11 protein-coding genes are annotated in these 20267 nt (G+C 34.6%); 5 read left to right on the plus strand and 6 right to left on the minus strand.

The window, feature by feature from the left end:
• Positions 1-12: 12 nt before the first annotated feature.
• Complete coding sequence (locus TY19_RS02505) at positions 13-1269, minus strand: MFS transporter (protein WP_052354734.1); 1257 nt, start codon at positions 1267-1269, stop codon at positions 13-15.
• A 185-nt stretch (positions 1270-1454) separates the two neighbouring features.
• Positions 1455-7157 (minus strand): excinuclease ABC subunit UvrA, encoded by a 5703-nt coding sequence (uvrA, locus tag TY19_RS02510; RefSeq protein ID WP_102035375.1) that lies wholly within the window; start codon positions 7155-7157, stop codon positions 1455-1457.
• 1435 nt (positions 7158-8592) lie between these two features.
• On the opposite strand from uvrA, the gene pyk reads away from it, so the two are divergent.
• Both pyk and TY19_RS02520 read left to right on the plus strand, forming a co-directional pair.
• Entirely contained in the window at positions 8593-10389 is a 1797-nt protein-coding gene (pyk, locus tag TY19_RS02515; protein ID WP_042279850.1) for a pyruvate kinase, read from the plus strand.
• Positions 10386-13175: a hypothetical protein gene (locus TY19_RS02520; protein WP_042279851.1), complete on the plus strand. Its 2790-nt coding sequence runs from the start codon at positions 10386-10388 to the stop codon at positions 13173-13175. The genes pyk and TY19_RS02520 overlap by 4 nt, the downstream gene beginning before the upstream one ends.
• On the opposite strand, the gene TY19_RS02525 is transcribed toward TY19_RS02520, so the two are convergent.
• From TY19_RS02525 to folP, 4 genes are read right to left on the minus strand one after another with little or no spacing between them, the layout of a single operon-like run.
• The gene (locus TY19_RS02525) at positions 13122-13844 is read right to left on the minus strand and encodes an RsmE family RNA methyltransferase (protein WP_042279853.1); all 723 of its coding nucleotides are present in this window, start codon (positions 13842-13844) and stop codon (positions 13122-13124) included. The genes TY19_RS02520 and TY19_RS02525 overlap by 54 nt on opposite strands.
• Complete coding sequence (locus tag TY19_RS02530) at positions 13834-15105, minus strand: hypothetical protein (RefSeq protein WP_042279855.1); 1272 nt, start codon at positions 15103-15105, stop codon at positions 13834-13836. The genes TY19_RS02525 and TY19_RS02530 overlap by 11 nt, the downstream gene beginning before the upstream one ends.
• Positions 15093-15896, minus strand: coding sequence for a diadenylate cyclase CdaA (gene cdaA, locus TY19_RS02535; protein ID WP_039358416.1), 804 nt, complete (start codon positions 15894-15896; stop codon positions 15093-15095). The genes TY19_RS02530 and cdaA overlap by 13 nt, the downstream gene beginning before the upstream one ends.
• Before the next feature lie 20 nt (positions 15897-15916).
• The gene (folP, locus tag TY19_RS02540) at positions 15917-16711 is read right to left on the minus strand and encodes a dihydropteroate synthase (RefSeq protein WP_042279859.1); all 795 of its coding nucleotides are present in this window, start codon (positions 16709-16711) and stop codon (positions 15917-15919) included.
• Between the two features lie 214 nt (positions 16712-16925).
• Between folP and TY19_RS02545 the strand changes: the two genes are divergently transcribed.
• The 3 genes from TY19_RS02545 to TY19_RS02555 all read left to right on the plus strand — a co-directional run bounded on the left by TY19_RS02545 (position 16926) and on the right by TY19_RS02555 (position 20181).
• Positions 16926-18323, plus strand: coding sequence for a cytochrome ubiquinol oxidase subunit I (locus tag TY19_RS02545; protein WP_042279861.1), 1398 nt, complete (start codon positions 16926-16928; stop codon positions 18321-18323).
• Positions 18307-19338, plus strand: coding sequence for a cytochrome d ubiquinol oxidase subunit II (gene cydB, locus TY19_RS02550; protein ID WP_039358407.1), 1032 nt, complete (start codon positions 18307-18309; stop codon positions 19336-19338). Before TY19_RS02545 ends, cydB begins: the two co-directional genes overlap by 17 nt.
• A 291-nt stretch (positions 19339-19629) precedes the next feature.
• The gene (locus TY19_RS02555; protein WP_042279863.1) at positions 19630-20181 is read left to right on the plus strand and encodes a hypothetical protein; all 552 of its coding nucleotides are present in this window, start codon (positions 19630-19632) and stop codon (positions 20179-20181) included.
• Positions 20182-20267 lie beyond the last annotated feature (86 nt).

Here is a 20267-nt window from a genome sequence, read left to right on the forward strand (position 1 = left end):
ATTTAAAATTGGTTAATCAATAGCAGAAAATGTAAGATTGTCTGCTTTTCGATCTTGAAATTCAAGCCAGTAGGAGTAAAAAGCTCCAGCTAAGCAACATCCTGCACTACAGAGAAATACCACACTAAAATTCGTTGTGCAGAAAAGAAGCTCCCCAATAAAGGGAGCTATACATCCTCTTAAACCGATCATAGCTATGTTTACACTTGTGTATAGTGTACTGTCTTCTTGTTTGGCAAATTGAGGACCTGCTAAATGCCAACTCATCTCACTTCCCGCTTGCATAATGCCATAAATCAAATAGGCTAAATAAAGCCATAAAACTTCTTGCTGGATAGAAGCTAAAACAATAGCAAATAGGCCAGCTAATGCCGTGACAAAGAAATTAAATAAATTAATAGAGATGCGATTAAATGCGTTAGCCCATAAAGGAGAGGTAATAGCAAATCCTATTCCTTTACATAACGAGACAGCAAAGATAAGTTGGGTATACGATAAGTGTAGAATTTGCTCAAAAAAAAGAGGTAAAACAGGTTGCGAAAGAATTAAACCCGTTCCTCCCAATAAAAAAACGATTTGGTAGTTGCGAAAATCAGGTCGTTGCTTCATTAATTGCCAGCTATTTTTCCACGGATCAAATATGACGGAGCGAAAAGAAAAAGAATTGGGAGCAAATGATGATGATTCATGCTTTTCTAAACGGACTTTTAAACGAAGTAAAAAAACTACGTGAGCGAGTTGAATCAGAGCCAAAATAAAAAATATTTCTGTCCAAATTGAGGGGTAGTAATCTAAAATTGGCGCTAATAATAGAGGAACAAAGATGTTAGCGAGATAATTAACTGTGGATCCCTTAGAAAAAATAGCGCTTCTTCCTTCTGGGCCAATATTTCGTTTAAAAATTTCAGCCCAAGCAGGAAGCATGGCTTTCGCTGACATCATAAAGAGAGCGAAAGCAAAAATAAAAAACCAACAATTAGTGACAAAAGGAAAAGCAAAACAAGGAATAAAACTCAATATTGTGGAACTGATAATTAATGATTTGAGTCGTTCAGGTCTGTTTTTGATAAAAACAGAACTATAAAAAGAAATAAGGGCAACAAGAGGCTTAGAACTAATTAGTAAAGTAATTTGAAAGGGAGTTGCATCAAGCTGCTTGCAAATAATAAAAGACAAAAGATTATACATCGCTCCTAAAGGGCTATTTAGAAGCTTACTGGCAATAAAAATAAATTGAGTATTTTTTAAATAATCTAAATTTTTTTGCATTTTAATAAGCGTTTATCATTGATTTAAATCCTTTAATGTTCGATGAGTCAGAAATTAAATTTTTTTAATTAATGAGCTAAATCTTTAACTGTTAAAAATATTAACTTAAAATTTTGGATTTGATCATAACATTTTGCTTAAATTTTTAGTCAAACTTTAAACTTCAATTATTTATCTAACTTGAATCAAAGTGATAATACATTTTTTAAATAATGGCCTGTCCAGGAAGAAGAGAGTTGAGCGATTTGCTCGGGCGTTCCTTTTCCCAAGACTTTCCCACCTTTTTCCCCAGCTTCTGGGCCTAAATCAATAATATAGTCAGCATTTTTGATTATGTCTAAATGATGTTCAATGATAATCATCGTATTCCCTTTATCAACCAAACGATGCAGAACTTGTAAAAGTTTATAAATGTCATCACTGTGTAAGCCTGTTGTTGGTTCATCGAGGAGATATAAGGTACGGCCCGTTGATCTTTTAGCTAATTCTCGACTCAATTTTAACCTTTGTGCTTCTCCTCCCGATAAACTAGCTGTTTCTTGTCCTAGCTTTAAATAGCCAAGTCCGACAGCGATCAGTGTATCTAAAATTCTGACAATTCGAGGATGATTTTGAAAAATTATCCGTGCTTCATCGATCGTTGTATTAAGATATTGTCCTAAATTTTTTCCTGCATAAGTGACTTCCAAACTTATAGGATTCAACCTTAACCCTTGGCAATCTTCACAGGTTACTTTAACTGCAGGAAGAAAATGCATTTCGACTCGTCGATATCCCAGTCCCCAGCAGCCTGTGCACATCCCTTTACGATGATTATAACTAAAATTTTTGGGTTGAAGTCCTTTTGTTCGAGCAGCTGGCAAAGAGACAAAAAACTCACGAATGCGAGTCAAAACATCGACGTAGGTGCAAACGTCTGAACGAACTGTTGTTCCAATAGGATCTTGATCAATCGAAATCACTTTATCAAAATGTGATAAGCCAGACACTATGGCTCCTTCGATTTCGACAGTATCGTGATTTTGTCTTTTTTCAAGAGCGGGAAGCAAAACTTGCTGCAATAACGTAGACTTACCTGAACCAGATACTCCTGTTAAACAGGTCAAAGCAGCTATAGGGATTTCAACACTAATAAATTTTAAATTATTTTTCTTTGTGTGTTGAATAACGATTTGTTCCTGATCAATTGAGCGTCTTCTGGGGAGGATAGGAATTTTTTTCTTACCAGACAGATAAGCTCCAGTCAAAGAAGCCGTACTTTTTAAAATTTGCTTAAAGCTTCCTCTTGCGGTGACATGTCCCCCATGCTCTCCAGAGGCTGGGCCGAAATCGAGAAGATAATCTGCTGTTTCAATAGTCAACGGATCATGTTCAACCATGAGTAAAGTATTTCCAAGATCTTTAAGTTTTTTTAATGCTGCATTTAATTTGGCATTATCATGAGGGTGGAGTCCAATGGTTGGTTCATCAAGAACATACAGAACACCTGTCAAACCGCTTCCTAACTGGCGAGCCAATCGAATTCTTTGTGCTTCTCCACCGCTTAATGTGGGGGCTCGACGTTCAAGAGATAAATAATGAAGTCCTACTTCACAAAGAAAACTTAAACGATTGGTAAGCTGGGTATGAACTTCTTCTAGAAGTTTTTTATCTTGTGGGCAAAGTTTAAGCTTTTTAATGAAATTTAAAGTTTGTTCAATTGGCATTGAACAAATGTCATGAATAGAATGATTGTGAATGGTGACGTTTCTTGCGAGCGGATTGATTCTTGCACCTTGGCAAGAAATGCATGTTTGTTCTTGCAAAAGGGGGATAATCGCTTCTTTTTTTTCTGATGCTGCGTTTTTTCCAGCTTTTGCGAGGACTTGATCAATTCCTATCCATCGGCAACGAAGCCCGGACGCATTTGTATACCAGCGTTCCTCCGCAGAACCTTGCATTAGAAATTGGATTTTTTCGATTGGTAGTTGATTAAGTGGAACATGAGGATCAATCCCTTCTTCATCGAGAATGTGTTCCATATAAGCAAAAGCATGACGAGTGAATGCTTGCTGCCAGAGATGTCGCATTAATCCAATAACTGAATAAGATGTCATTTCAGTGTTACGCGCAAAGTTAGCGCCATATTGGTAACCAAGCCCTTGGCAATCCACACACATTCCCTCATGAGTATTGAAAGCAAAGGTATGAGGTGTAATTTCAGGGTAAGATTTACCTGTACTTTCAACAGCAAAAGAAAGGTTAAAAGGAATATCTTCATCTTCTTTCATTACAACAACTTTTCCATCTCCAATGGAAGTCGCATTTTCAATGGCTTCAAATAAGCGAGCTTTGATGGATGAATTTGTTTTTAAACGATCGATGACCAAGAAAAGTTCGTTTTTGCGTTTTCGATCAAAAGGAATTTGATTTATTTGATCTTGTTCCAGAGAGTAAAATTCTCCATTTAATCGAATACGTAGAAAACCTTGTCGATTAAATTTAAGAATTAAATCTTCAAATTTCTCGTTTTTATTTAATTCTATGGGGGCTAAAATTTGTAATCGTTGATTTTCGGGATAGGATAGAATACGTTCGACAACGAGTTCTTTGCTAATGGATTTAATAACTTCCCCTGTTTCGGGGCAATGTGCTATTCCCAATCTTGAAAATAAGATGCGTAAGTAATCGTAAATTTCTGTCAGAGTTCCAACAGTGCTACGAGGATTTCCTGCATGAGCTTTTTGTTCAATTGCAATAGCAGGCGAAAGACCATTGACCTGTCCCACTTTAGGTTTTGGCATTTGTTTGACAAATTGACGAGCGTAAGGAGATAAAGATTCAATATAACGCCTTTGCCCCTCTGCATAAATGGTCTCAAAGGCTAAAGAAGATTTTCCAGATCCGGAAGGGCCTGTGCAGACAGTAATTTTTTCACGGGGGATAGTCACAGAAATTTGTTTGAGATTGTTTTGTTCAGCACCTATTACATTGATGTCTTTAATTAAGAGAGCCTCTCTTTGTTTTTTGGTTTTGCGCCTTTTTTTACTTGTCTCGAGAGCAGTTGCTATTTTTTTTTCTATCTCAGGATAAAGTGCATAATTAACGGCTATTCCTGTGGGAGTTTTCATCTTAGCAATTTTTTCTGGATTTCCAATGGCAATAATTTGCCCTCCTCCAGCTCCTCCTTCTGGACCTAAATCAATAATCCAGTCAGCTGTTTTGACAACATCCATGTTGTGTTCGATCACTAAAACAGTATTACCTTTCTCGACTAAAGCATGTAGAACTTCAAGAAGATGTTTGATATCATGAAAATGGAGGCCTGTCGTAGGCTCATCTAAGATATATAAAGTCTTACCCGTCGCTGGTCTAACAAGTTCTTTAGCCAATTTGATACGTTGAGCTTCTCCTCCCGAAAGAGTTGTTGAAGCTTGCCCAAGCTTAATATAATCCATTCCAACTTGGCTCAATGTTTCAAGCTTATGTTTAATAGAGGGAATATTTGCAAAAAATTCTAAGGCATCGCACACATCCATTTCTAAAATATCATGAATATTTTTCCCTTTATATAAAACTGAAAGAGTTTCTGAATCAAATCGTTTTGTTTTACAAAGAGGGCAATCATCCCATGCATCTTCCATGAAATCCATGTCAATTTTAATCATTCCCATCCCCTCACAATGTGAACAAGAACCCTCTTTAACATTAAAACTAAATCGCCCAGCCTTATAACCTCGCGCTTGACTTTCTGGAAGCTGGCTAAATAAATCTCGAATTTCATCAAATAGTTTAATATAAGTAGCTGGATTAGAACGGGGATTACGTCCAATAGGAGACTGATCAATAGCGATCACTTTGTCTATGGCTTCTAATCCTTGAATCATTTGGTGATTTCCGACCAAATGTTCTCCACCATGAAGTGCATTGGATAAAGCAGGATATAAAATATCGGTAATTAAAGAAGATTTGCCGGATCCAGAAACTCCCGTCACTGCTACAAATAAACCTAAAGGAATTTTAACATCGATTGATTTGAGATTATGATGCTGAGCCCCTTTGATTTCTAAAAAATCTTTGGATGCTTTACGTCGTTTTTTTGGAATTTCAATTTGTTTACGGCCTGTTAGATAAGCTCCTGTTAAAGATTCAGATTGATTAAAAAGATCTGATAAGTCTCCGTTTACAAGAATGCGACCTCCTTTGACACCAGCCCCCGGTCCGAAGTCGACAATGCGATCAGCTTCCCATATTGTTTCTTCATCGTGTTCGACAACAATAACAGTATTTCCCATGTCTCGAAGATGCTTTAAAGTATCGATCAATTTTCGGTTATCACGAGGATGAAGTCCAATTGAGGGCTCATCTAAAATATAAGTAATTCCCACTAACCCACAACCAATTTGGGAGGCAAGTCGCACGCGTTGAGCTTCTCCTCCAGATAGAGTAGGAGCGGTCCGTTCTAAAGTTAGGTAATGAAGTCCCACTTCTAATAAAAATTGTAGCCTTTGTCGAATTTCTTTTAAAAGTTCACCTGCAATTAAACTGTCTTGTGGTGAAAGTTTTAAATTTTCAAAAAAAACGGAGCAATCAAAAATAGTCATTGAGGTTAATTTGCTAATTCGTTGACCACCTAATAAAGTCGCAGCTGGATAAGGTTTAAGCCTTGTTCCTTCACATTCAGGGCAAATTTGAATGCTCATGACTTTTTGCATTTTCTTTCGGTAATTTTCACTTTTTGCTTCTGAGAATCGAGTGTGAGCGTCGTGTAGAACGCCTTTCCATTGAATATGATCTGTCCAGCGAGCTCCCGTGATGGGATGAACAAAATGCATACGCGTCCATTTTTTTTCTGTTCCAAATAAATAAACTTTACGAGCACTTGCAGAGAGGTTTTTCCAGGGTGTATTTACACTAAAGTGATATTGTTCAGCTAGATTGTCGTAAATATTTCCATAACGAACTGTTTGATAAGGACTAGCAATAGAGCAACAATTGTTTGCGATGCTGAGGTTAGGATCAATAACGAGGTCTAAATTAAATTCATGAATATTTCCCATTCCTTGACAGCGGGGACACATACCAGAAGGACTGTTAAATGAAAAGTCATGGGGTTCTAAAGAAGAGTAAGATAATCCTGATTGAGGGGAATAGGCATGCATAGAAAAAAGCTGCTCATTTTTTGATTCAGCGTCTAATATGCTGCATACACCCTGTCCAAGTTGCAGAGCTTGTGTTAACGAATCAGCAATTCGTGATAGAGCATTATTTTCAATTGTCAATCGATCAATCACAACATCGACATCATGAGTCACATTTCCATCTAAGGTCAGTTCATCCGTTAAATTCACAAAATGTCCATCCACTCTGGCTCGCATAAAACCTTTGCGAATTAACTCTTGAAAATCTTCTTTAAACTCTGCTTTTTTTGCCTTTGCATAAGGAGCTAAAATAATAATTTTTGTTTTTGAGGGGAGATTTTGGACAGATTTTATAATTCTTTCTCGACTTTGGGGAGTTACAGCTTCTCCGCTAACAGGGCAATGAGGAACACCGATTCGAGCATAAAGAACTCGTAAATAGTCGTAAATTTCGGTTAACGTCCCCACGGTTGATCGAGGGTTTTTTCCAGCTGTTTTTTGTTCAATTGAAATTGTGGGAGAAATTCCACTTGCATGTTCAAGATCGGGTTTAGACAATTCTCCTAATTGACGTCTTGCAAATGTAGAAAGGGATTCTACATAACGTCTTTGCCCTTCAGTATAAATGGTATCAAACGCTAAAGAAGATTTTCCTGAACCCGATACTCCAGTAAAAACGATGAGCTCATTCTTTTCTAAAGTCAGATCCACTGTTTTGAGATTATGAACACGCACTTTTTTGAGGACAATATTTTCCTGATTCATCATTCATTCCTGAAAAGATTAGAAATTCATCATTGTAAGATAAAGAAGGAGATCTTTTGAAATTTCTTAAAAACAAAATGCTCGTAAGTTTTAATTGATTGAGCTAAGTTTTCGTCGCTATAGACTTTTCAAATTTTTTTATTCTTTTATTCTCTTTTCTCTGTGTCTGGCGAACCAAAATTATACCAGACTTTAGAAATAAATGTAAAAATGCTTGTTTTTGGTATTTTTTTAAGAAAAAATTATAAGGTAAGTTTATATTTACTATAAAAGTAAAGACTTTAAATTTTTTATTAACTAATTGTCGTTAGATGTTCAGAAGAATAGAAGAAAAATTTATATTAACTACTGACCCAAAATAACCAAAGTAAACTCAAATTTTGGATAAAAACAACGAATCACATCTACTAAGAATAACATTTACTTAGAATTTAAGTTTATGGTGATTAAATCACTTCAATCATGGCGTTCAATTTTAAAAATGATATCACTTATCTCTAATTTTGATTAATTGCTGAATCTCTTAAAATAGGAGAAAAAATATTGAAGCCAAGAATTAAATACCCAGACAAAGCAAAAAAATTCTCTACAACCTATCGTATTATCTGGTATTAAATGCATGATTCATATTGTCAGCCTGTCAAATTTTTAAATACGTAATTAAACCTAAAAACGGTATCAATTTAGTAGATACTGAGCGAAAAACATTTATTGAAGTCTCCTCAGAAAGTTATTTTTTAGAAAAATCAAGAAATTTTAGTTTCAAAAGATGTATCAAAAGTTCAGGAGATTTAAGCTACACATCTGATGAAAATGGCACGCGTCTTGACAGAATATCGTGTATACTGGCGTCTAAAACGGCCTGTTTGTCAATTGGCAACCTTTAGATTTAAGTGATAAGGATCATGGCTTTGAGAAAAGAGTGACAAGTATTGATATATTGATAAAAAAATCTTTTAATGAAAAAGGGATTTTAAACCTGTAGAAAATAATCATAAAATATGACTGAATATTGATTGTAAAACTTTTTTAGAAGATTTTATTAAAAAAATGGAAAGCTGGAAATATGTTAATAAATCAACTTGAAGTGTTTCATTCGCACATTTCAATGTTTTCTATTTAAAGATCATTTTTCATGCTAACTTAGTTAGAGATAAGCGCAACAGGACAGCTTCTAAGTTCTTTTTTTTTTATATATTTCTAAAAAATTTTTTTTTAATGAAAATCAAAAATTTATCTATATTTTATATTTTATTAAAATTTTTTTTATACCTTTCATAATTAAATAATATGATTTTAGATGATATTTTTGTCGAAAATAAAATAGAAGGAAAAGAAAACTTTTAAAGTTTTAGCAATAATTAAGTTACATTTGTCAAAATAGTCCCTAGTGATTAAATTAAATCAGAGCACGTTCAAATAGAAACTCAGGAAAAATATGGCATTAATTAGAACAAAAATTGTTTGTACAATGGGACCTGCTTGCAATTCCTTGGAGAAAATTATTGAGTTAATAAACGTAGGAATGAACGTTGCAAGGTTGAATTTTAGTCATGGAACTCAAGAAGAACATTTAAAGACAATTAATCTTTTAAAAGAAGCGAGATGTCAACTTAACTTACCTTTAGCCATCATGTTAGATACAAAAGGGCCAGAAATACGGCTAGGAAAAATTCGAGATGGACAAATTTTTTTAACGGTAGGTCAAAAATGGCGGTTAGTGAAAAAGGAGGTTTTAGGAGATGAAAGTCAGGTTTCTATTTTTCCTCTCAATATTTTAGATCAACTTCCTGTTGGGACAACAATTTTATTTGATGATGGGTATATTGCCTCACGCGTTATTGAAAATTCATCCGAAGGTGTGCTTGTTGAAATTAATAACAGCGGGATGATTCGTTCAAGTAAAGGAGTTAATATTCCTAATACAAGCCTAAATTTGCCTGCTGTCACCGAAAAAGACATTGACGATATTCGTTTTGGATGTAGCCAGGATATTGACTTGATTGCTGCTTCCTTTGTTCGTTCTGCAGAACATGTCTTGGAGATTAAGCGTTTATTAGCTGATGAAAAAAAAACTGATATTCTAGTTATTGCAAAAATTGAAAATAGTGAAGGGGTGCAAAATTTTGATAGCATTGTCCAAGCAGCAGACGGAATCATGATAGCAAGAGGAGATTTAGGGGTTGAAGTTCCTTTAAGCCATGTTCCTAGATTGCAGAAAATGATGATCCGTAAAAGTTATTTGGCAGGCAAGCCAGTTGTGACAGCAACGCAGATGTTAGAATCAATGATCAATAATCCTAGGCCAACTCGTGCAGAAACATCTGATGTAGCAAATGCGATTTATGATAGTACATCTGCTATCATGCTTTCAGGAGAAACAGCAATTGGTCGTTATCCTGTTGAGACGGTTAATGTGATGCGAAGTATCGTAGAAGAGGCTGAAGCTGATTTTAACTATAGTACTTTTTTTGATCAACATGCCCCTTTAGTTTATCATGATGTTCCCTCTGCTGTGACTTTAGCTACTGTAAAAACAGCTTACAGCTCTAGCGCTAAAGCTATTTTTGCTTTTACTAAAGCAGGAACAACGGCACGACTTTTATCAAGACTTAGGCCTAAAATGCCTATTATTGCGATGACAGCAAAAGAAAAAATTTTTCATCAGTTGGCATTTAATTGGGGAGTTATTCCTTTTCTAAGTGAACCTTGTAACTCTTTAGATAAAAGTTTAAAAAAAATCAGTGATTTTGCTCTTGGAAGTCAACACGTCAGCTATGGAGATTTGGTTGTGATTACCGCAGGAACTCCTTTTGGATTTTCAGGAACGACCAATATGATGATCGTTGAAAATATTGGAGATGTTTTGGTAAGAGGACACTCTGGATATGGTATACGTGTGCATGGAAACGTAGTAATAGTTCTTGCTCCTCAATCTAAAGCACCTTATGCAGTCAAAGATCAGGTACTTGTGATTGCCAAATGTGATGAGAGTTATTTATCCTTAATGAAGGAAGCTTCTGCTATTATTTTACAGAACCATATCAATGATTTTGCGTCTGAAAAATACGCGAAGAAGATTGCTCTGAGTTTAGGTAAGCCTATTCTTCTTCGAGCTGATGCGGCATGTCAAATTTTAAAAGAAGGACAGCTTGTTACTCTCGATCCTGAGAAAGCCCTTGTTTACAAAGGAGTTGTTTTGGACCAATTGTTGGCGAGTGGAGAACTTTCATGAGTGCTGTCCAAGCATTCCCTTTTCATCTATTTTCTTATATTTCGCCATTTTACTATCAAAATTATGCTGTAAACAGCAACCAACAAACTTTTGTTTTTCATCGAAAATTTGTTCCTATTGTACAAAAATTTTTAGAATTTGGAACTTATAATGATATACATCTAACAGGAATTGGTTTATCTCATTCAGTCTCTTTGCAAACAGATTTAAATAATGTCCTGCAGTTTTATGCCTTAGGGCATTTGCCTCAATCAATTTTGGAAGATTTAAAAACACGTCAAAAAGAACAAATTCGCCAACTTGAAGAAATATCGCAGCATTATGCCCTTAATTTATTGAGCTCCATTCTTTCTGCTAGCCAGATAGACCCAAATTTGGAGTCGGAAAACTCTTTAGCATTTTTTGATCAACTTGAATTATGTGCGCTAAGAAATAATGCTGAGAAATTTATTAAATTATTAAGCGAAAAGTCGTTAGATTTGCAGCATGAAAGCTTGCTTGATCAAATTTATCAAATGATGAAATTTTTTGATAAAGATGCTTTTGTTAAAGTGGTTACTGCTTTCAAAAAAGAGCTCTTTATCTGCGATTATCAAAGAGCTTTAAGCATTTATTTGGAAGCTAATCCAGATCAATTGGACGAATTAATTTATGCTGTGCGAGAACCGGAATTTAAAATTGAATTGATAAGTTTAATTGACGATCTTGTTGTTCGGTTAATGTTTTTTGAACAATTCCCATTAAAACTTTCTTCAACGATAGTTCAACAAAAACTTATCAAACCACTTTTCGAAGAAGAAACATACGAAAAAATACATCCCTATGCTCATCAATACCAATCATCTATTTTAGAAAGTTTTTCAGCAAGGGTATCGCCTAGTCCAAAACTATTTTTAAAAAAACATTTAGAATCTATTTTCCAAGATTTTGCAAGTCAACCCACACCTTTTCATTTAGATCATTGTATAGAAAGAGTTATACAGGCTTTTCAAAAAGAATTAAAGAAAGAGAATACGCAAGAATTCACAGTTTTTGCTGTCCAACAAGTGACGCAATTATCTATGGAATTTTTTATCGATCTGTATTCCAAGACTTTTTTGCCAATTACTATCCGGCAACGCAGATTGTTTCATCCGGTATTTATGCAAGACTTGGAGAAAATAAAAGATTTTATTCTCCCTATTAAATCCATTCTCGAAAAAGTTTTTGAGAATGACCTTGAATTAAAGTTGCCTGAAGCACAGAAATTTTTATTAGATGAACAGTACATTGAGAAAAAAGTTATTTCTATCGCGTGTCGTTTGTTTCAAAAGCAATTTTCTCTTAAAGAAGAATTCATCCTTCAATATATCAGTAAAAAATTACAACCCTTTTTCTTTAAACCTTTTGATTTAACTTTTTTACAGCCAGACTTTTTTTTAGATGATTTAAAAAAGAGATTAAAACGCACTGATTTAAATCCGAGCTTAAGTAAGAGCGATAAGGTTTTTCTGATTTGTACCTATATTCGAAAACGAAAAGAAATAAACGAGTATCGAAAATGTTCGGTAAGTTTTTTGGAATTAGAATTTGAAATTAGTCAATTGATGCCCACACTTAAACTCTCGAAAATTTTTAAACTAAAAAGATTATATCGAAAGCAAAATAGTCCTAGAAGTTTTGTGGAAAAAATTTTTAAAAAGCATCAAAATAAAATTTTAAATGCAATAGATGAAAATCATTTAATTGACGAGCTCGTACGGCTTAGTTTTGATCATTTTTCATTTAACTTAGACGTTTTAAACGAAAGCTTTTTTTCAGATATTGAACGAATATTAAATATTAAATTTAGGAAAAAATGGACTCAAGAACTAGCTTTTCATGCCATGATGTTAGCTAGGACTTATATATTAAATTTTTATAGGTTAAAGATTGTTAACTATTTAAGTAAATACTGTTTACTCTCTGAACAAGAACAGCATTGCCTCTATCCCGGATTTTTCTCTGATTACGAATTTATGGAATACATTCAAAGTCAAGTGTATCTTTTGCAAAAAAAAATTTTAAAATCAGCCCAAATATCAAATTTACTCAAAAATTATGAAAATCAATTTTTAAATACTTCTACAATGTCATGGTTGATCGAAGCTTCTGATAAAAATTTTCAACAAAAATTTTGCAAAGAGCATTTTTTTCTTGAGCAAATGAGCAATTATTTTTCTAAATCGTTTGCTTCAGATCTAACATGGATTCGACTAAATAGTCGTCGAGTGTTAGCTGAAGATTTACCTACGAATAAGGAATTTTTAAGGGCTAGATCATTACAAATACCTTTAACAAATAATTTAAACAAACAACCATCAACTCATAGTTCCCGAAAATTTACGACTTTGACAGATTCTTCGACATTTTTAATCAGCCTAGAAGAAAAAATGATTGAAAATAGCTCAGAAAATGTTTTAGCAGGAGAAGATCTTTTATTTATTCTTCGCATGTGGATTCGAAAAACTGTCGAAGATAAAAATGCGAATTTAGATAAACCTATTAATCCCTATAATACAAGTAAAGAAGCTGTGGATATGCAAATGATTGAAGAAATTCAAGAAGATCTCGAAAAAATTTTTAAACCAATGCTATCTAAATATTATTCACGATTACCAAATAAATATAGATATGTCTATGGTGGATCTTTGCTCAAAAGAGAAATCATTATCCAAGCTAATCATGCAAAAAAAAGAAAAGAACTATTAGGTTTACTTAAACGGAATGAATTTCCATTGTTGAATAATACTCAAAGCAGCTATTGAAGCTGTATCAGTGCGCAGAATGTTAGTATGTAACCTGACTCCTTGCACACCCATTTTTTTTAACTGCTGCCGTTCTGCATCACTCCAACCACTTTCAGGGCCTGTAAAAAAAATAATAGGGTAAGAAGATACTTCATTTGCAGCAGCAAGAAAGGGGGCATGGGGATCTAAATCGCCAAAAAAAGCCTGTGAAAAAATACTATCCCATTGATTTAAAGCCGGTTTAAAAAGAATTTTAGGAAGAGTTAAACGACCACATTGTTTCATAGCGGCGATTATTAGAGATTGGGCGCGTTCTTGTTGATGAGGATAAATTTCTTTTTGGGAACTTAGTTGACCGGGGAAAAGCCAAAATTCATCGACGCCTAGCTCTGTTCCTTTCTCCAAAATAAAGGCTAAGCGATCAGGTTTGACATAAGCTTGAGCTAATATTAAGCGTGAAGAATCCATTCGTTCAGTTTTTATTTGATCTATTAGTAAGACTGCTTGGCCTTTATGGATGTCTAAAACAGTAGCCTGGGCTAAAATGCTTTTACCATTCACGAGTTCAACACGTTCACCTTTTTTTGCCCTCATCACGTGCGCAAGATGGTGAAATTCATTATCTTTTAATACCACATGTTGATGCAAAGATATTTCCTCAGAGGTAAAAAAACGCTCAGCTGGCATTAGTCGAAACTCCTTGAGATAAGGCCGGAATCTTAATCCGAATTTCTTGATCTTTCAAAGAGCTTTCTAATTCCAATTTTTGATTCGGATTTAAATAAAGAGTTAAACGTTGCATGTAATTGCGGAATCTTTGCCTGAAATATTTTTCCCTTTCTTGAACTTTCGATTGAGAATACCCATTATTTGATTTGGTATTGCTAAGTAAAAAAGCTGCGTAAGTATCCTCTAAGTGAGAGTCATCAATAAAGCCAATTCCCCATTCAAGTTTACGACGCTCTGTTTTTGGGGCTGTTACAATTTCAATTTCTAAATTATCTTTGACAATTTCAACAAAAAGTTTACTGACATTACTGGCGAGTAAGGGGAGCTTTAAAATAGGAATATGGTTCTTCATATGAACATAATCATTAATTGCTAAAGCATAGGTATTAGGGTTGATTTCATCGCTATACTTAAGAGGATAATATACATGTAAAGGAAGGTCATTTTTCAAAGGAATTAACTGCTGTTTCAAAAAGCTTAAATGAAGAAATTTTGATTCAGGGTCATTTAAAGCAACAGGGCCTCGTGCTAAAAAAGGAATAGATACTTTTTTCCAAGCATCTGGAATGTAGAAGTTAATTTCATCGTCGTAAGGACTTGTCGATTGTAAAGCATCTAATTGCTCTTTTGAGATTTCATTGAAATCAAAAGTAAGCTCAAGCCCTTGATTTTTCAGATTAAGGACTTGATCTTGAGGACCGCTGACAGTTTGCATTAAAACGATAGGCCAACTATCTAAAAACTCGTATCCTTTTGGAACTTCACCAATTGGTCGATGGATGGTAATTGGAATTTTTTCTGTGAGCATTTCATCCATTTTGATTACAAATTCGGGATGGCTAACCGCTGCCACATGTTTATTTAAATTGACATCTGGATTTAAACTGATCAAATTTTTCTTTGAAATTTGGACTATTTCTTCATTGGCTCTGTTAGAAACATCTATGATTACTTCAAGATCACCTGGTTCCAATTGCTCTATGACACTTTTAGTACCGGATAATGTCAAAGTTGCTCGTTTAGCAAGAAAACCATTAGGAAGCAAACCCGGAATTGCTTTATCGGAGGGAAGATTAATCACTCTGACAGGAACAGACGGAATTGTTTTTGTCGAAGTAATAGTATGACTGACAAAAATCCAGATCACCGTTGCTGTTACTAAAGCAACAAGTTTTTTTTGCCATTGATAAAAAAAGAAATGAGAAATTAACGGTTCCATAGTTTAAATTGCTCCCAAAAGTTTAAACTGGTTGGAACCGTGCTCTTGGGAGGACTGAAAACACTTCTAATAATACCCTTAAAGCGGTCTACTTTTACTCCACGTGTCATAATTCCATCCCGTGCTATAGAAACTTTACCCGTTTCTTCTGATACAACAATCACAAGTGCATCGGTTAATTGGCTAATTCCAAGTCCAGCTCGGTGTCTTGTCCCCATAGATTTAGATAAAAGCGTACTATCGTCAGCTAAAGGTAGAATAGTTGCTGCAGATAAAATCGTCGTTCCTCGAACAAGAACAGCCCCATCATGCAAAGGCGTTGTGGTAATAAAAATAGATTCTAATAACTCAGGGGAGAATTGCGCATTAATTAATACTGCTTTGGTGGCTAAGTCTTCTAAAGAATCTTGATTTTCAAGAACGACAAGGGCTCCTATACGCCTTTCTGATAAGCGGTAGATAGATTGAGAGATGCTTTCAAGAAATTTATCAAACTCTGTCACTTCGCGATATTTTTTAGTTTTTAAACTGAGTTTAGATAAAGAAAGTCGAATTTCTGGCTGAAAGATAATTAATAAAGCTAATACAGCGACGTTGACGACATAAAACATTAGTTTTTCTAACACAGGCAAATTTAGCCATTTAGAAAGAGCAAAGAAAGCTAAAAAAGCTAAACTTCCATAAAGCACATCCATAGCACGCGTATTCCAAAAAAAAGACAAAAGATAGTAGACGAACAAAGCTATGATCAATATCTCTATTCCTGGAATGAACAGCTGAAAAATCCACATACACTATGCCAAAACTTGCTTTAGGTTGAAAAAAATTGTTGCATCACTTTTAAAATGTCTTTATGAGCTGCTACATCATGGACACGCAAAATATCTACTTTAGCAAGAATCGCTAAAGTATTGGCTGCTAATGTTGAAGGAAGTAGTTCTGGATAAGTTTTATGAATGATTTTTCCTAAAAAAGATTTTCTGGAAAGGCCTATTAGAAGAGGAAACCCCAATTCTTTAATTTTGTGTAAATTTTGTACAATTTTCACATTATCGGCAACCGTTTTTCCAAAACCAATCCCAGGATCTAAAATAATTTGCTTTTCTTGTACTCCTTCGGATAGTAATAAGTCTATTTGCTTAGAAAACCATTCTATTAAAAAAGGAATCACTCCCGATGGATAAATAGGATTATTTTGCATCGTTGTTGGAGTTTGATGCATATGCATGACACAAATAGTAGATCGAGTTTCAACAGCTAACTTTCTCATAAAGGGGTCTCGAAAACCAGATACATCATTGATTAAGCTTGCCCCTGCTTTTAAAGCCTCTTCAGCAACTTTTACTTTCATTGTGTCAATTGAAATAGGAATTGAAAGTTCGGCTTTTAAATGCTGAAGAACCGGAATGACGCGATTTAACTCCTCTTTTTCAGAAACTGGTTTTGCACCAGGTTTTGTGGATTCTCCCCCAATATCTAAAATATCGGCTCCTTCAAGGAAAATTTGTTTACCCCTTTCAATTGCTAATTGGGGATCAAACCATCGTCCTTGATCAAAAAAAGAGTCGGGGGTAACGTTAAGTATTCCCATTAACTTTGTGTGCATCTTGATACCAATTATTAGATTGAATTTGTATTTTTCTCCTTGAAATTCAACATTTTTGTTGGCATCTTACAAGGATCGGTTTTGGAAATAGTAATTTTTATTTCCCTAAATTTCAGAATATAGACTTTCAAGGAGAAAAATTCAAACTCAGTGACACAAAAATTGACCGTTTATATTTTTAGATTTCTTAAACAGACACTAATGAGGTTTAAGTGTGGATGTTTTGATATTAGCTAGAATTCAATTTGCTTTGACAATCATGTTTCATTATATTTATCCCGTTTTGAGCATTGGTCTTGGATTGATTATGGTCATTGTTGAAGGATTGTATATAAAGACTAAAAATCCTATTTATTTGCGCATGGCACAATTTTGGACAAAAGTTTTTGCGCTCACCTTTGCGATAGGCGTGGCGACAGGAATTGTCATGGAATTCGAATTTGGGACAAATTGGGCAACGTATTCTCGTTATGTGGGAGATGTCTTTGGAAGCGCCCTTGCAGCGGAAGGTGTTTTTGCTTTTTTTCTTGAATCTGGATTTCTAGCAGTTGTCATTTTTGGTTGGAATCGAGTCAGTCCTAAATTTCATTTTTTTGCAACGACAATGGTTTGTTTGGGGGCCCATTTTAGTGCTATATGGATTGTAATTGCAAATTCTTGGATGCAGACGCCGGCAGGCTTTAAAATTGCCGGAGAAGGAATGAATGCGCGAGCAGAAATCACTGAATTTTGGGAAATGGTTTTTAATCCCTCTTCAATGATACGTCTTGGCCACGTCATTTTAGGATGTTGGTTAGCAGGAGCTTTTTTGGTCATAAGTATTTCGGCTTATTATTTGCTTAAAAAGAAGCATCAAATTTTTGCGCGAAAATCAATCATTATTGGTTTATGGGTTGCTTTCATCACATCTATTCTGCAAGCTTATTCAGGGGATAGTAGTGGTAAAGTCGTTGCTAAATATCAACCAACTAAATTAGCAGCGATGGAAGCTCTTTATCAAACGGAATCAGGTGTCCCTTTAACATTATTTGGTGTTGTAAACGCTGAGGAGAAGAAAATTGATTATGCTATTCAAATCCCAAAACTGCTCAGCTTTTTGTCATTTGGAGATTTTAATGCTGAAGTGAAAGGGTTAGATCAGGTTAATCCTGAGGACTGGCCCAATGTGCCAGTTATATTTAATGTTTATCGATTAATGATTGCTATGTGGGCACTGATGTTCTCACTATCAATAGCTGGATTATACTTATGGTATAAAAAAACGTTAGAAAATCATCGCGGTATTTTATGGCTGATGGTTTTTTCAGCTATTTATGCACAAGTGGCTAACCAAGCAGGTTGGTATAGTGCAGAAACAGGGCGTTATCCTTGGCTTGTCTATGGCTTATTACGCATTTCTGAAGGGCTTTCTAAGAGTGTTAAAGCTAATCAAGTCTTGGGCTCAATTATCATGTTTATGTGTGTTTACCTCTTATTGTTTATTCTATTTGTGTATATGCTCAACGAAAAAGTTAAACATGGTCCGGAAGAGGAAATAGAAGATAATTCTTCTACTCCTTATCATGGACTTCATCATTTGGTAGAGGAAAATCATCATGATACCCGTCTCTAATTTAGAATTTGGTTGGTTTACAATTTTTGTCATTTTGCTTACAGGCTATGCTATTTTAGATGGATTTGACTTAGGAGTCGGAATGCTCCATTTGTTTGCAAAAAAAGATATTGAAAGACGGGTCATGTTAAATTCGATTGGGCCAGTTTGGGATGGCAACGAAGTGTGGTTAGTGACAGCTGGAGGAGCTTTATTTGCTGGATTTCCGGATATTTATGCAACAATGCTTTCAGCTTTTTATGTTCCTGTCATGGCTTTACTTAGTGCTTTAATTTTTCGCGCTGTGGCTATCGAATTTCGAAGTAAGAAACAGATGGCTTGGTGGCGCTGGACTTGGGATATTGCCTTTTCCTTGGGAAGTTTGATGATAGCTTTCATTTTGGGACTTGTGATGGGAAACCTTATTAGGGGAATGCAGTTAGATGGTCATAAAGAATTCATTGGTCAATTAGAAGATCTTTTACAACCCTATGCTCTTTTAGTTGGAGGAATGACAGTTTTTCTCTTTCTTATGCACGGTTCAATTTACATTCTGATGAAAACAGAAGGGGAATTTCATGATCGAATGAGAATGAAAGCGGTTTCCTGTATTATCTTTTTTATTATTACTTACGCTATTACCACGATGGCAACTTTAATTTATATGCCTCATATGATTGAAGCTTTTCGCCATAATCCTTTTTTCTTTATAATCGCTCTTATCAATTTATTAGCCGTTGCTAATATTCCCCGAGAAATTTACTTTGGAAAAGATTCAAGAGCTTTTATCTGTTCTTGCCTTAATATCATTTGTTTGCTTGCTCTGTATGCAATAGGAACTTATCCTAATGTCATTCGCTCTATTGATCAGCCAGACGTTCTTAGTTTAACTATTTATAATTCTGCTTCCTCAGTTAAAACATTGGAAATTTTATTTTTAATTGCTTTAATTGGAGTTCCTCTTGTTATTGCTTATACAACAGCCATTTATTATATATTTAGAGGGAAAGTTAAAATCGATCCTCACAGCTATTAAGCACACATTTTAAAATATATTTTTGATTTAAATGCGTTTTTTAAGTAATACAAGTAAATTTTTTGTTACTTTATCGAAAAAAATAAAATAGGAAAACATTTAAAATATGTTGAATTTATTTTTACATTGTTGAAGTATTAAACTGTTACCAAATTGAAAGTTAATCACTTGAAGTTTTGTAAAAAAATTTTGGATAAATGAAAAAGGTATAAAATTTTATTCAAAAAATATTAATGGCAAAGAATTTTTTTGCCAGGAGTTAACATTGTGTATTTCATAAGGAGGTTTCCTATGATAAATTTATTTCCAGTTATGGAACATCCCACATTTGTAGAACATGACTTTGAAAGTAAATATAGTAACAAAATACCACGTTTAGCACAAAGAGTAATTGTAGCTGCAGGATTTGGTTTCTTTTATGGAAAAATGTTTGAGGTAAGTCGTCACCAGACAGCTAAAGTTTTTGCAATAACTGAATTAGCGCGTAACATTCTTCGTTTGTTAATTATTAAAGGAGATAGTTCAATAGAGCAACAAAAACTTGCTAGTGGACTTTTCTTTGTTGATACCGTATGCAATGCGGCTTTAGCCGTTACGATGTATAAATTGAATTTGATAGCTGTGCCAGGTTTATTAGCATTTTCTGTATTTTACGCTCTATATTTTACAGAAAGATTTGTAAATGTGCAACAAATAGCTAGTGAAAATGATGAAGAAGTAGTAACTACGGAAAGAGTAGTAACTATGCAAGGAATACCTAGTTCCGAAGGAAGAGCTAGTCTCGAACAAGGACAACCATCTAGTCTCGAACCAGCACAACAACCTAATTCCGAACAAACTTGAGAATACATTTAATTTTCAAATGATCTTTGCAAACTCAGCATCGACCATTAGTTGGCTCGATGCTGAATTAATTCGAGTTTGAATTC

Source organism: Candidatus Protochlamydia sp. R18, assembly GCF_000648255.1.
In the GTDB taxonomy this organism is placed as follows: Bacteria; Chlamydiota; Chlamydiia; order Chlamydiales; family Parachlamydiaceae; genus Protochlamydia; species Protochlamydia amoebophila.